Source organism: Clostridium mucosae, from assembly GCF_024622765.1.
Lineage (GTDB): Bacteria > Bacillota > Clostridia > Clostridiales > Clostridiaceae > Clostridium.
Genome location: NZ_JANKAF010000031.1, coordinates 1 through 15,154, shown reverse-complemented (window position 1 = coordinate 15,154; position 15,154 = coordinate 1). Strand labels below are relative to the sequence as shown.

Annotated in this window: 15 protein-coding genes and 1 other annotated feature; all 15 genes read left to right on the top strand. The window is 34.0% G+C overall.

The features are described from left to right. A partial coding sequence (locus NSA50_RS18725; RefSeq protein WP_458339759.1) for an EF-Tu C-terminal domain-related protein occupies positions 1–125 on the top strand: 125 nt, incomplete at its 5' end. Between the two features lie 174 nt (positions 126–299). Next, positions 300–449 (top strand): 50S ribosomal protein L33, encoded by a 150-nt coding sequence (gene rpmG, locus NSA50_RS18720; protein WP_008681213.1) that lies wholly within the window; start codon positions 300–302, stop codon positions 447–449. Between the two features lie 51 nt (positions 450–500). Beyond that, positions 501–734, top strand: a complete 234-nt coding sequence (gene secE, locus NSA50_RS18715; protein WP_195264665.1) for a preprotein translocase subunit SecE — start codon at positions 501–503, stop codon at positions 732–734. A gap of 33 nt (positions 735–767) precedes the next feature. Next, complete coding sequence (gene nusG / locus NSA50_RS18710; protein ID WP_195264667.1) at positions 768–1,289, top strand: transcription termination/antitermination protein NusG; 522 nt, start codon at positions 768–770, stop codon at positions 1,287–1,289. A gap of 69 nt (positions 1,290–1,358) precedes the next feature. Next, the gene (gene rplK / locus NSA50_RS18705) at positions 1,359–1,784 is read left to right on the top strand and encodes a 50S ribosomal protein L11 (RefSeq protein WP_008681208.1); all 426 of its coding nucleotides are present in this window, start codon (positions 1,359–1,361) and stop codon (positions 1,782–1,784) included. A gap of 52 nt (positions 1,785–1,836) precedes the next feature. Continuing rightward, positions 1,837–2,526 (top strand): 50S ribosomal protein L1, encoded by a 690-nt coding sequence (gene rplA / locus NSA50_RS18700; protein ID WP_008681207.1) that lies wholly within the window; start codon positions 1,837–1,839, stop codon positions 2,524–2,526. Between the two features lie 42 nt (positions 2,527–2,568). After that, positions 2,569–2,696 (top strand) — a sequence feature (ribosomal protein L10 leader region). A gap of 38 nt (positions 2,697–2,734) precedes the next feature. Further along, complete coding sequence (gene rplJ / locus NSA50_RS18695; RefSeq protein ID WP_257447772.1) at positions 2,735–3,244, top strand: 50S ribosomal protein L10; 510 nt, start codon at positions 2,735–2,737, stop codon at positions 3,242–3,244. A gap of 24 nt (positions 3,245–3,268) precedes the next feature. Then, a complete protein-coding gene (rplL, locus tag NSA50_RS18690) occupies positions 3,269–3,637 on the top strand; it encodes a 50S ribosomal protein L7/L12 (protein WP_195264671.1) in 369 nt (122 codons plus the stop codon). Between the two features lie 354 nt (positions 3,638–3,991). Beyond that, entirely contained in the window at positions 3,992–7,699 is a 3,708-nt protein-coding gene (gene rpoB, locus NSA50_RS18685) for a DNA-directed RNA polymerase subunit beta (RefSeq protein WP_195264673.1), read from the top strand. 21 nt (positions 7,700–7,720) lie between these two features. Further along, on the top strand, positions 7,721–11,254 hold the full coding sequence (rpoC, locus tag NSA50_RS18680) for a DNA-directed RNA polymerase subunit beta' (protein WP_257447767.1): 3,534 nt from the start codon (positions 7,721–7,723) through the stop codon (positions 11,252–11,254). A 153-nt stretch (positions 11,255–11,407) separates the two neighbouring features. Beyond that, complete coding sequence (locus tag NSA50_RS18675) at positions 11,408–11,647, top strand: ribosomal L7Ae/L30e/S12e/Gadd45 family protein (RefSeq protein ID WP_195264676.1); 240 nt, start codon at positions 11,408–11,410, stop codon at positions 11,645–11,647. Positions 11,648–11,712: 65 nt separating this feature from the next. Further along, positions 11,713–12,093 (top strand): 30S ribosomal protein S12, encoded by a 381-nt coding sequence (rpsL, locus tag NSA50_RS18670; RefSeq protein ID WP_008681201.1) that lies wholly within the window; start codon positions 11,713–11,715, stop codon positions 12,091–12,093. A gap of 154 nt (positions 12,094–12,247) precedes the next feature. Continuing rightward, entirely contained in the window at positions 12,248–12,718 is a 471-nt protein-coding gene (gene rpsG, locus NSA50_RS18665; protein ID WP_111928710.1) for a 30S ribosomal protein S7, read from the top strand. A gap of 75 nt (positions 12,719–12,793) precedes the next feature. After that, entirely contained in the window at positions 12,794–14,857 is a 2,064-nt protein-coding gene (gene fusA, locus NSA50_RS18660; protein ID WP_195264678.1) for an elongation factor G, read from the top strand. Between the two features lie 187 nt (positions 14,858–15,044). Continuing rightward, positions 15,045–15,154: GTP-binding protein (locus NSA50_RS18655; protein WP_141669547.1), on the top strand; the 110-nt coding region annotated here is incomplete at its 3' end.

The window sequence follows — 15,154 nt, the reverse complement described above, 5'->3', positions numbered from 1 at the left end:
GAGACCACATTGACATGAACGTTGAATTAATCACTCAAGTAGCAATGGATGAAGGATTAAGATTCGCTATCAGAGAAGGTGGAAGAACTGTAGGTTCAGGAGTTGTTACTAGCATAATCGAGTAATATGAGTTCTTAATATATATGTAGGGACTGGGTTTCATTACCTAGTCCTTTACAAAGGCATATATATTGACATAATACGTGTTTTATGATAATGTGTTTAGGTAATTAACGAAATTAATTTAACATAAAGTAGTAAGGTTTTATATTATTTACGGTAAACTGGAGGTGCAGACTGTGAGAGTAAAGATAACTTTAGCATGCACAGAGTGTAAGCAAAGAAATTATAATTCAATGAAAAATAAGAAAAATAACCCAGACAGATTAGAAATGCATAAATACTGCAAGTTCTGTAAAAAACATACACTTCATAAAGAAACTAAATAATTAGCTAATATAGTAGTGACACATACTCACAAAGATTAAGGATGTGAAGTAATGGCTGTTAAGGAAAATGTAAATTTAACTAAGAACTCACCTAATAAAGGTGGCATATTTAAGTTTTTTAGAGAGGTTAAGGCAGAAGTTAAAAGAATAACTTGGCCTTCTAAAAATGACACTAAAAAGGCGTTAATTGCAGTTGGCGTAGTTGTGCTAATATATATAGTATTAGTGGGCGGGTTAGATTATATTTTTCAAAACCTCTTTGAATTCATTTTTAAACTAAAATAAGGAGGTTTAGGTGTTAATCACCTATAAGAAAATATGAGCGAAAGAGCAAGATGGTATGTTGTACACACATACTCAGGCTACGAAAACAAGGTTAAAGCGAATCTTGAAAAAACCATTGAAAATAGAAATCTTCAAAGCTTACTTCAAGACATTCAAGTGCCTATGGAAGAGGTTGTAGAAGAAAAAGATGGGAAACAAAAGATTTCTCTTAAAAAGAAGTTTCCTGGATATGTGTTAGTAAAGATGCTAATGACAGATGAGTCATGGTATGTGGTTAGAAATACTAGGGGTGTAACAGGATTTGTTGGCCCAGCTTCTAAACCAGTTCCCCTTACAGATGAAGAAATTGAGTCTATGGGAGTTCAAGAAACACCTGTAGAAATAGATTTAGAAGTAGGGGAAAGCGTAAGAGTTATCTCTGGTCCTTTAAGGGAATTTGTAGCTATAATACAAGAGATAAATCTAGAAAAGCGCAAAATAAAAGCATTAATTGATATGTTCGGTAGAGAAACTCTAGCTGAACTAGAATTTACACAAGTTGAAAAATTAGTTTAATATAAGCTAATGTTTTAATAAAGTGGGAGGACTAAGGTCCGTATTACCACAGTATAGGAGGAATAATACATGGCTAAGAAAGTAACAGGAATGATCAAACTTCAACTTCCTGCAGGTAAGGCGACACCAGCACCACCAGTAGGACCAGCATTAGGTCAACATGGTGTTAATATTATGGGATTCTGTAAGGAGTTCAATGCAAAGACTGCTAACCAAGCTGGATTAATAATTCCAGTTGTTATAACAGTTTACCAAGATAGATCTTTTAGTTTTATACTAAAAACTCCACCAGCAGCAGTTCTTATAAAGAAGGAATTAGGAATCGAAAGTGGTTCAGGAGTTCCAAACAGAACTAAAGTTGGTAAGTTAACTAAGGATCAAGTAAGAAAAATTGCTGAATTAAAGATGCCTGACTTAAATGCAGCTACAATCGAAACTGCTATGAGCATGATCGAAGGTACTGCAAGAAGTATGGGAGTAACTATTGAAGAGTAATTCGTAAAAAAGTGGGAGGTAAAAACCGCTAACACCACAAAGGAGGCATATTATGGGAAAGAATTATATTGAAAGCGCAAAATTAATAGATAAGAGTGCATTATACACTCCATCTGAAGCTTTAGATTTAGCAGTAAAGACTGCAAAAGCAAAGTTTGATGAAACAATAGAACTACATGTTAGATTAGGGGTTGACCCAAGACATGCAGATCAACAAGTTAGAGGAGCTGTTGTTCTTCCAAATGGAACAGGTAGAACTGTAAGAGTTTTAGTGTTTGCAAAGGGAGAAAAAGCTAAAGAAGCTCAAGAAGCTGGAGCAGATTTCGTAGGAGCTGAAGAATTAGTTCAAAAGATCCAAAGCGAAAACTGGTTTGACTATGATGTAGTAGTTGCTACACCAGATATGATGGGTGTTGTAGGTAGAATCGGTAGAGTTTTAGGACCTAAAGGATTAATGCCAAACCCAAAATCAGGAACAGTTACATTTGATGTTGCTAAGGCAATAGCTGAAATAAAAGCTGGTAAAGTTGAATATAGAGTTGATAAAACTGCTATAGTTCACTGCCCAATTGGAAAGAAATCATTTGGAGTTGAGAAGTTACAACAAAACTTCCATGCTTTAATGGATGCTTTAATCAAGGCTAAACCAGCAGCTGCTAAGGGACAATACGTTAAGTCAGTATCTGTTTCAAGCACTATGGGTCCTGGAGCAAAGGTTAACCCAACAAAAGTTTTAGATTAGTATTGACAAACAGAAAGTTATGTTGTAAAATATAATCTGTTGTTAAAGAGAATGCTGATTCCAAAGACAGTAGGTGCCGAAAGGTTTAAATAATTGCCTACCGAGGAATACCAAGGTAAGTAATTATTTGGTCTTCCTATGTCTATGGGAAGGCCTTTCTTAATATAAATTTGCAGTTAAAAAACTGTGAGGAGGTGGACACACAGTAATGAACAAGAATAGACAAATTAAAGAAGCTAAAGTTGCTGAGATTAAGGAAAAATTAGAAAAAGCTCAAGCGATCGTTTTAGCAGACTATCAAGGTTTAACAGTTGAAGAAGATACAGCTTTAAGAAAAAATTTAAGAGAAGCAGGTGTTGAGTATAAGGTTTATAAGAATAACCTTGTAACATTAGCTGCTAAGGAGTTAGGAATTGAAGGTCTTGATTCATACTTAGAAGGACCGGTTTCTATAGCATTCGGATATGAAGATGCTACTGCTCCAGCAAGAGTATTACATACATTTGCTAAGGATCACAAGAAATTAGAATTAAAAGCAGGTATGGTAGAAGGAACTTTATATAATAAAGCAGAAGTTGAACAACTTGCTACAATACCATCAAAAGAAGTTCTTATCGCAAAACTTCTTGGAAGCTTCAAAGCTCCATTATCAAACGTTGCATACTTATTAAATGCAATTAAAGAAAAAAAGAATCAGAATCAGCTGAATAATAACTGATAAAAATTTGGAGGTGCAATTAAAATGACAAGAGAAGATATAATTCAAGCTATAAAAGAAATGACTGTTTTAGAATTAAACGAGCTAGTTAAAGCTTGTGAAGAAGAATTTGGTGTAAGTGCTGCTGCTCCAGTAGCAGTTGCAGGAGCTGTTGCAGGTGGTGCTGCAGCTGCAGAAGAAAAGACTGAATTTGACGTAGTTTTAGCTAACGCTGGATCACAAAAGATCAAAGTTATCAAAGTTGTTAGAGAATTAACTGGATTAGGATTAAAAGAAGCTAAGGAAATAGTTGATGGAGCTCCTAAGACATTAAAAGAAGGCGTATCAAAAGAAGAAGCTGAAGACATGAAAGCTAAATTAGCTGAAGTTGGAGCTGAAGTAGAAGTTAAGTAATTAACTTTTAAATTGAAAAAGGTGCTGTTAAAGGCACCTTTTTAATTGTCTAAATGAAACTATATAAAATATCAGATTCCTGGGATACTTTATATAGTTTTATATAAAATCTACTTGAAATGTAGGAAATTATAGATTAACATAAGTTATACAATAAAATAATTGACATTAAAAGAATAGTATGATAGTATCATTTAATGTACTATTCAATATGGGTAGGTATATATTCATATGAAAAAAATGTATAATCGAACAAAAGATGGTTATACTAATAAGTGATGCTATCCGAAAGCATAAGTCCTTAGGGAAAGTGTGCTTTTGGTTATTTTAGTTTTATACAAGGGGTGAAAATTCATGGTACATCCTGTCCAAGTCGGAAAAAGAACTAGAATGAGTTTTGGTAAAGTTAAAGATGTAACTGAAATGCCAAATCTTATTGAGGTACAATTAGATTCATATCAATGGTTTTTAAAGGAAGGTCTTCATGAAGTTTTTGAAGACATTAATCCTATTACAAACTTTACGGGAAATCTTGTTCTTGAGTTTGTAGATTATAAGCTTGATATGGATAATATTAAGTATTCAGTGGAGAAGTGTAAAGAGAGAGATGCTACTTATGCTGCACCACTAAAGGTTTCTGTAAGATTACAAAACAATGAAACTGGAGAAATTAAAGAACAAGAAGTGTTTATGGGTGACTTCCCATTAATGACAGAGCAAGGAACTTTCATCATAAATGGTGCTGAAAGAGTTATTGTAAGCCAATTAGTAAGGTCACCAGGTGTTTATTACAGTTTTAATGTTGATAAAACTGGTGAAAAATTATATTCATCAACAGTTATTCCAAATAGAGGAGCATGGTTAGAATACGAAACGGATTCTAACGATATTATTTATGTAAGAATAGATAAAACAAGAAAACTTCCTATATCTATTTTAGCAAGAGCTATGGGATTCGGAAGCGATCAAGAGCTTTTAGACTATTTTGGAGAAGATGAAAGATTTAAAGCTACAATAGAAAAAGACAATACTAAGACTAAAGAAGAAGCTTTATTAGAGATATATAAAAGATTAAGACCAGGTGAACCACCTACGGTTGATAGCGCTATATCTCTTATAGATTCATTATTCTTTGATCCAAAGAGATATGACTTATCAAGAGTTGGTAGATATAAGTTTAATAAGAAGTTAGCTTTAAACTTAAGATTAGTTAACCAAGTTGCAGCTACAGACATAGTTAATCCTCAAACAGGAGAAATTATGGTAGAGCAAGGTAAAAAGATTAGTAGATCTCTTGCTGAGGAAATTCAAAACGTTGGTATAAACTCAGTTGATATATTAGTTGAGGATAGAGTGGTTAGAGTAATTGGTAACCATTTTGTTGATATTAAGAATTTTGTATCATTTAATATAGAAGATTTAAATATCAGAGAACTTGTTCACTATCCAACATTAAAAGAGATACTAGATAACTATGATGATGAAGACACTATAAAAGAAGAAATAAAGAAAAACTTAAATAGACTTATTCCTAAACATATAATAAGAGATGATATATTTGCAACTATAAGTTACGAATTGGGATTACCATATTCAGTAGGTTATGTTGATGATATAGATCACTTAGGAAATAGAAGATTAAGATCAGTAGGTGAATTACTACAAAATCAATTCAGAATTGGTTTATCAAGAATGGAAAGAGTAGTTAAAGAAAGAATGACTATTCAAGATCAAGAAGCTATAACACCTCAAATGTTAATTAACATAAGACCTGTTGCAGCTGCTATTAAAGAATTCTTTGGTAGTTCACAATTATCACAATTCATGGATCAGGTAAATCCATTATCAGAATTAACTCATAAGAGAAGATTGTCAGCTTTAGGACCAGGAGGTCTTTCAAGAGAAAGAGCTGGTTTCGAAGTTAGAGACGTTCACCATTCTCATTATGGTAGAATGTGTCCTATAGAAACTCCAGAAGGACCAAATATAGGTCTTATTAACTCATTAGCTACATATGCTAAAGTTAATGAATATGGATTCATAGAAACTCCTTATAGAGTTATTGATAAAGAAAAAGGTATAATTACAGACGAAATAAGATACTTTACAGCTGATGAAGAAGATTTATATCTTGTAGCACAAGCTAAAGAGCCTATTGGAGAAGATAGAAAGTTTATTGATAGCAGAGTTACTGTTAGAAGTAAGCATGATATATTAGTAGTTAATGCTGATGAGGTTGATTTAATAGACGTATCACCAAGACAAATAGTATCAGTAGCTACAGCTATGATACCATTCCTTGAAAATGACGATGCTTCAAGAGCTCTTATGGGATCAAACATGCAACGTCAAGCGGTTCCATTATTAAAACCTCAAGCGCCAGTAGTTGGTACTGGAATAGAATTTAAAGCAGCAGTAGACTCTGGAGTTCTTCCAAAGGCTAGAAATGCGGGTAAGGTAGTTTACGTAAGTTCTAATGAAATCAGAATTAAGAGAGATGTAGACGGCGGAATAGATACTTATAATCTTCTTAAGTTCAAGAGAAGTAACCAAGGTACATGTATAAACCAAAGACCTTTAGTAGATAAAGGTGAAATAGTGTTTAAGAACCAAGTGTTAGCTGATGGTCCATCAACTGATTTAGGGGAAATAGCATTAGGTAAAAACATTAGAATGGGCTTCATAACTTGGGAAGGATATAACTACGAAGATGCTATGCTTATTTCTGAAGAACTAGTTAGAGAAGATGTATTTACTTCAATTCATATAGAAGAATATGAGTGTGAAGCTAGAGATACAAAGCTAGGACCTGAAGAAATAACTAGAGATATTCCAAACGTAAGCGAAGATGCATTAAAGGATATAGATGACAGAGGAATAATAAGAATCGGAGCTGAAGTTAGATCAGGTGATATCCTTGTAGGTAAAGTTACACCTAAGGGAGAAACTGAATTAACAGCGGAAGAAAGATTATTAAGAGCTATATTTGGAGAGAAAGCTAGAGAAGTAAGAGATACTTCATTAAGAGTACCACATGGGGAAGCTGGAATAATAGTAGATGTGAAAGTATTTACTAGAGAAAACGGTGATGAATTAAACCCAGGTGTAAATGAACTAGTTAGATGTTATATAGCTCAAAAGAGAAAAATCTCTGTTGGAGATAAGATGGCAGGACGTCATGGTAATAAAGGGGTTATCTCAAGAGTATTACCAGAAGAAGATATGCCATTCTTACCAGATGGTAGACCATTACAAATTTGCTTAAACCCATTAGGGGTTCCATCACGTATGAACATCGGTCAGGTACTAGAGGTTCACTTGGGATGGGCAGCAAGTCAATTAGGATGGCATATAGCTACTCCTGTATTTGATGGTGCTACTGAAAAAGACATTGAAGAATGCTTAGAGAAAGCAGGATACAATGCGAATGGAAAAACTGTTTTATATGATGGTAGAACAGGAGAAGCTTTTGATAATGAAGTAACTGTTGGAATAATGTATATCTTAAAGCTAGCTCACTTAGTTGACGATAAGATCCATGCAAGATCAACAGGTCCATACTCATTAGTAACTCAACAACCACTTGGTGGTAAAGCACAATTCGGTGGTCAAAGATTTGGAGAAATGGAAGTTTGGGCTTTAGAAGCGTATGGAGCAGCTCATACACTACAAGAAATATTAACTGTTAAATCAGATGATGTTGTAGGTAGAGTTAAAACATATGAAGCTATTGTTAAAGGTGAAAACATACCTGAACCTGGAGTTCCAGAATCATTTAAGGTTCTAATTAAAGAACTTCAAGCTTTATGTTTAGATGTAAAAGTGTTAAATGATGAAAAAGAAGAAGTTAGACTTAAAGAATTTGCAGAAGAAGATATGGAAGATTTAGAAGTTAACATTGAAGGAACAGAAGATGTTGTTTCAGAAGATGTTAATGTAGATGATAGTTATACAATATCAGAGGAAGAAATTGATGAAGATGTTGAGTTTGATAACTTTGCGTTAGATGGATTCCATGAAGAAGACTTAGAACTTGATGATTTTGTAAATGATGAACACTAAATTTGAAGGGAGGATATACCCTTGTTTGAATTGAATAAATTTGATGCTATACAAATAGGTTTAGCTTCACCTAGCCAAATAAGAGAATGGTCAAGAGGAGAAGTTAAAAAACCTGAAACTATAAACTATAGAACTTTAAAACCAGAAAGAGACGGTCTATTCTGTGAAAGAATATTTGGACCTATTAAAGATTGGGAATGTCATTGTGGTAAATACAAGAGAGTTAGATATAAGGGAATAGTTTGTGACAGATGTGGAGTTGAAGTTACAAAAGCTAAAGTAAGAAGAGAAAGAATGGGGCATATTGAACTGGCTGCCCCAGTTTCTCACATTTGGTACTTTAAGGGAATTCCATCAAGAATGGGATTACTTTTAGATATGTCACCAAGAGCTTTAGAAAAAATATTATACTTTGCTTCATATGTAGTAATAGATCCTAAAGAAACACCATTATTAAAGAAACAACTTCTTAACGAAAAAGAATATAGAGAAGCTGTTGACAAATATGGTGAAGAAAGCTTTATAGCTGGAATGGGAGCTGAAGCTGTTCAAGAGCTACTTGGAGAAATTGATTTAGAAGGTCAATCTAAGGAGCTTAAAGAAGAATTAAAAACAAGTACTGGTCAAAAGAAAGTTAGAATCATAAGAAGATTAGAAGTTGTTGAATCTTTTAGAAAATCAGGTAATGATCCAAGATGGATGGTTATTAATGTTATACCTGTAATTCCACCAGATTTAAGACCGATGGTTCAATTGGATGGGGGAAGATTTGCTACTTCAGACTTAAATGATTTATATAGAAGAGTTATAAATAGAAATAACAGATTGAAGAAGCTTTTAGACCTAGGTGCTCCAGACATAATTGTTAGAAATGAAAAGAGAATGCTTCAAGAAGCAGTAGATGCACTTATAGATAATGGTAGAAGAGGAAGACCTGTTACAGGACCTGGAAATAGACCACTTAAATCATTATCAGATATGCTTAAAGGTAAGCAAGGTAGATTTAGACAAAACTTACTTGGTAAGAGAGTTGACTACTCAGGTAGATCAGTTATCGTTGTAGGACCTGAGTTGAAGATGTATCAATGCGGACTTCCAAAAGAAATGGCTTTAGAGTTATTTAAACCATTTGTAATGAAGAAGTTAGTTGAAGATGGAGTAGCACATAATATAAAGAGTGCTAAAAGAATGGTTGAAAGAGTAAATAATCAAGTATGGGACGTACTTGAAGAAGTAATTACTGATCATCCAGTTTTACTAAACCGTGCTCCTACTCTACATAGATTAGGAATTCAAGCATTCCAACCAATATTAGTAGAAGGTAGAGCTATAAAACTACACCCACTTGTATGTACTGCGTATAATGCTGACTTCGATGGAGACCAAATGGCGGTTCACGTTCCATTATCAGTTGAAGCACAAGCAGAAGCAAGATTCTTAATGCTTGCAGCAGGAAATATAATGAAGCCTTCAGATGGTAAACCAGTTTGTGTACCTACACAAGATATGGTATTAGGATCATATTATTTAACTATGGATAAAACTGGAGCTAAGGGTGAAGGTAAAGTTTTTGCTTCAAAGGATGAAGCTATAATGGCTTACGAAGTAGGCGAAATAGCAATTCATGCTGAGATTAATGTAAGAATGTTTAAGGAAATTAATGGAGAAAAGAAATCAGGAATAATAAAAACTACAGTTGGTAAGATAATCTTTAATGAATCAATTCCTCAAGACTTAGGTTTTGTAGATAGAAGTAATAAAGATGAAGAATTCAACTTAGAAGTAGATTTCTTAATAACTAAAAAGTCATTAGGTAAGATAATCGATAAATGCTATGCAGTGCATGGTCCAACAAATACATCAATAATGCTTGATAAAATCAAAGCTTTAGGTTATCACTATTCATCAATTGGAGCTGTAACAGTAGCTGCTTCTGATATGATAGTACCAGAAGCAAAATATACACTACTTAAAGAAGCAGATGAAACTGTTGATAAGATTGAAAAGATGTATAAGAGAGGTTTCATATCAGAAGAAGAAAGATATGAAAGAGTTATTGAAAAATGGACTAAAACAACAGAAGATGTTGCGGATGCACTTATGAATAGTTTGGATAAATTTAATCCAATATTCATGATGGCCGACTCTGGAGCCAGAGGATCTAAGTCTCAGATTAAGCAATTAGCTGGTATGAGAGGACTTATGGCGAGTCCAACAGGTAAGATTATAGAATTACCAATCAGAGCTTCATTTAGAGAAGGTCTTGAAGTGGTAGAGTACTTTATATCTACTCACGGAGCTAGAAAGGGTAATGCCGATACAGCTCTTAAGACAGCTGACTCTGGATACTTAACAAGAAGACTAGTTGACGTATCACAAGATGTTATCGTAAGAGAAATAGATTGTGGAACAACAGAAGGTATCTATGTTTCAGAAATTAAAGAAGGTAATGAAGCGATTGAAGGATTAGCAGAAAGACTTTATGGTAGATATACAGCTGAACCAATAATTCATCCAGAAACTGGTGAAGTTATGGTAGAAGCTGATCAATATATGGAACTTGATGTTGCAGAAAAAGTAGCAGCAGCAGGTGTTAAGAAAGTAAAAATTAGATCTGTATTTACATGTAAGTGTAAAGTTGGTGTATGTTCTAAGTGTTATGGTATGAACATGGCGACAGCGCAAAAGATCAATATAGGTGAAGCTGTTGGTATAATCGCAGCACAATCAATCGGGGAACCAGGAACTCAGCTTACGATGAGAACATTCCATACAGGGGGAGTTGTTGGAGCCGATATTACACAAGGTCTTCCTAGAGTTGAAGAATTATTCGAAGCTAGAAAACCTAAAGGATTAGCCATAGTAAGTGAAATAACTGGTACAGTTAGAGTTGAAGAAACGAAGAAAAAGAGAACTGTATTTGTAATGGCTAACGATGGAGAAGAACGTAGTTATGAAATACCATTTGGTTCAAGACTAAAGGTATCTGATGATGACTCTATTGAAGCTGGGGATGAGATTACTGAAGGTTCAGTAAACCCTCATGATATAGCTGCAATTAAGGGTATAGATGGAGCTAGAAAATATCTATTATCTGAAGTTCAAAAAGTTTATAGACTTCAAGGTGTTGATATCAATGATAAGCACTTAGAAGTAGTTGTTAGACAAATGACTAGAAAAGTTAAAGTACTAGATTCAGGAGATACTGATCTATTACCAGGAACTATGATAGATATGTTCGACTTCGAAGAAGAAAATGCAAGAGTAAGAGAATTTGGTGGAGAAGAAGCTAAAGGCGAGCAAGCATTACTTGGTATAACTAAGGCTGCATTAGCAACAGATAGTTTCCTATCAGCTGCATCATTCCAAGAAACAACAAGAGTTCTTACAGAGGCTGCTATTAAAGGAAAGATAGATCCTCTAGTAGGTCTGAAAGAAAATGTTATTATTGGTAAGTTAATACCAGCAGGTACTGGAATGATGAGATATAGGAATGTAAAGCTAGATGTTGAGGACGTTTTAGTGGAAAATGACACTTTAGAATCAATTGAATAATACATTGCAATTTTATTGACATGTGTATGCTTAAATGATAAAATACGAATTGTGTGATTTTAAAGCTACACTACAATATAATTGTCTACATGAATTCATGGAGGCAAGGTCATGAACTGAGCCTCTATGAACTTTTGTATAGGGAGTGATTTCATGATAGATAACATTGTAGGAAATAAATTAATAGGTATAAAACAATGTACTAAGTCTATTAAAAATGGAACTGGAACTGTTTTATATGTAGCTAAAGACGCAGAAATTAATTTGACTAAATCATTAACAGATTTAGCAATTGAAAAAAATGTAAAAATTATTTACATTGACACAATGAAAGAATTAGGAAAAATGTGTAGTATAGATGTTAAAGCATCAGCAGTACTAACTTTAGAATAATTCATTAATAAGCTTTTATCTTAAATATTAGATATATAGATAAAAAAATTTCAGGAGGTGAAAAAATGCCAACTATTAGCCAATTAGTTAGAAAAGGCAGAAAAACTGTTATCAACAAGTCAACAGCACCAGCACTTAACGAGTGTCCACAAAGAAGAGGAGTTTGTACAGTTGTTAAAACAACAACTCCAAAGAAGCCTAACTCAGCTTTAAGAAAAATAGCAAGAGTAAGACTTACAAATGGATTCGAAGTTACTGCATACATTGGTGGTGTAGGACACAACTTACAAGAGCACAGTGTTGTTCTTATAAGAGGTGGTAGAGTTAAGGACCTTCCTGGTGTTAGATACCATATCGTAAGAGGAGCACTTGACTGTGCTGGAGTAGCTAACAGAATGCAAGGAAGATCAAAGTACGGTGCTAAAAAGCCGAAGGCAAAAAAGTAGTTTAAAATAATAAGCTACGCTAGTGCTTGTCTTCAGCATTTACATAGATTTATAAATTAAGTTTATATAGATGAAGAAGTAAAGCACTTTACGGCAATGTTTAATTGCAGAGTACCAATGAACTTAAATTTATTATGTTAAGGAGGGAAGAAAAGTGCCAAGAAAAGGACATATCGCAAAGAGAGATGTATTACCAGATCCAATGTACAACTCAAAAGTTGTTACAAAGTTAATAAACAATGTAATGGAAGATGGTAAAAAAGGAGTAGCACAAAAAATATGCTACGACGCGTTTGAAATAATGGCGCAAAAAACAGGTAAAGATGCTTTAGAAGTATTTGAAGAAGCTATGAATAATGTAATGCCTTTATTAGAGGTTAAAGCTAGAAGAATAGGTGGTGCTAACTACCAAGTTCCTATAGAAGTAAGACCAGAAAGAAGACAGACTCTAGGAATCAGATGGATGCTAGATGCTGCTAGAAAAAGAGGCGAAAAAGTAATGGCTCAAAGATTAGCTGGAGAATTAATGGATGCAGCTAATAATACTGGAGCAGCTGTTAAGAAGAGAGAAGATACTCATAAAATGGCTGAAGCAAACAAAGCATTCGCTCATTACAGATACTAATAAACAAACTGTTTTGGCTTCTGCCAAAGCAGTTTTGTCGAATCTAAAATTACTCGTTGAGAGGAGGACATACAAATGGCTAGAAAATATCCGTTAGACAAATTCCGTAACTTTGGAATAATGGCTCACATAGATGCTGGTAAAACTACAACTACTGAGCGTATATTATTCTATACTGGAAGAAGCCACAAAATTGGAGAAGTTCATGAAGGAGCAGCTACAATGGACTGGATGGTTCAAGAACAAGAAAGAGGTATAACAATTACTTCTGCTGCTACAACATGTTCATGGAAAGGTCATGAATTAAATATTATAGATACTCCAGGTCACGTAGACTTCACAGTTGAAGTTGAAAGATCATTAAGAGTTCTTGATGGAGCTGTTACAGTTCTAGATGCAAAAAGTGGGGTTGAACCTCAAACTGAAACTGTTTGGAGACAGGCGGACAAATACGGTGTACCAAGAATGATATACGTTAATAAGATGGATGCTACAGGTGCAGACTTCTTTAGATGTATAAACACTGTAAGAGATAGATTGAAAGCTAATGCAGTTCCAATACAAATTCCAGTTGGATCAGAAGATCAATTCAAAGGAATGGTAGATTTAATAACTAATAAAGCTATTATGTTCTATGATGATCTAGGAAAAGATGTTAGAGAAGAAGAAATTCCAGCAGATTTAGCTGATCAAGCTGAAGAATATAGAATGGCTATGATTGAAGCTATAGCTGAAACTAACGAAGAATTAATGGAAAAATACCTTGAAGGTGAAGAATTAACTGTAGAAGAGTTAATGACTGGTTTAAGAAAAGCTACTATAGCTAATGAAATAGTTCCATGTATCTGTGGTTCATCTTACAAGAATAAAGGTGTTCAACAAATGATCGATGGAGTTGTTGCATTCCTTCCATCACCTTTAGATATTCCTGCAGTTAAAGGTATATCTTTAGAAGGTGAAGAAGATTCAAGAGAAGCTTCAGATGAAGCTCCAATGTCAGCTTTAGCATTTAAGATAGCTACTGACCCATTCGTTGGAAAGCTTGCATTCACTAGAATTTATTCAGGAGTTATGCAAAGTGGAACTTACGTATTAAACTCAACAAAGGGTAAGAAAGAAAGAATAGGAAGACTTGTTAAGATGCATGCTAATTCAAGAGAAGAAGTTGAAGCATTAGAAGCAGGTGAATTAGGAGCAATTATTGGATTAAAGAATACTACAACAGGAGATACTCTTTGTGTAGAAAGCGATCCAATAATATTAGAAGCTATGGAATTCCCAGAACCAGTTATATCTGTAGCTATAGAGCCAAAGACAAAAGCTGGTCAAGAAAAGATGGGATTAGCATTAGCTAAGCTTGCTGAAGAAGATCCTACTTTCAGAACTCATACTGATCAAGAAACTGGTCAAACAATAATTGCTGGTATGGGTGAACTTCACTTAGAAATCATCGTTGACAGATTAACTAGAGAATTCAAAGTTGAATGTAACGTTGGAGCACCTCAAGTTGCTTACAAAGAAACAATTAGAAAAGCTGTTAAAGCTGAAGCTAAATATGCTAAGCAATCAGGTGGTAAGGGTCAATATGGTCACTGTGTGATTGAAATGGAACCTACTGAAGGTGAATATGTATTTGAAAATGCTATCGTTGGAGGAGCTATTCCAAGAGAATATATTCCAGCTATAGATAACGGTATTCAAGAAGCAGCTAAAAATGGTATTATAGCTGGATACGAAACTATTAACTTCAAAGTTAAGTTAGTTCACGGTTCATACCATGAAGTTGACTCATCTGAAATGGCGTTTAAGATTGCTGGTTCTATGGCATTTAAGAATGCTATGACAAAAGCAGACCCAGTATTACTTGAGCCAATGGAAAAGGTTGAAGTTACAGTACCAGAAGAATATATGGGAGATGTAATGGGAGATCTTAACTCAAGAAGAGGAAGAATAGAAGGTATGGAAGCTATAAACGGAGCTCAAATTATCAGAGCTATGGTTCCACTTTCAGAAATGTTTGGATATGCAACTACTTTAAGATCAAGAACTCAAGGTAGAGGTACTTATTCAATGGTATTCGATCACTTCGAAGAAGTTCCTAAGAGTGTTCAAGAAAAAATTAAGAGTGAAAGAAACTAATTCACTTTAGTTATAAATATAAAGAATGTTGCTCATAATTAAACTATGAGCAACATTACAAAATATAAATTTAAGTATTATTAAATAATATAAGGAAAATTTATATAAGTATAGAAAAATCGAACTAAATTAGATATAATAACTAAGAAGGTTCATATAATTAATTTCCATAAAGGAGGATTTTACAATGGCAAAGCAAAAATTCGAAAGAAGTAAACCACACGTAAACATTGGAACAATCGGTCACGTTGACCACGGTAAGACAACTTTAACAGCTGCAATCACAACAGTATTAGC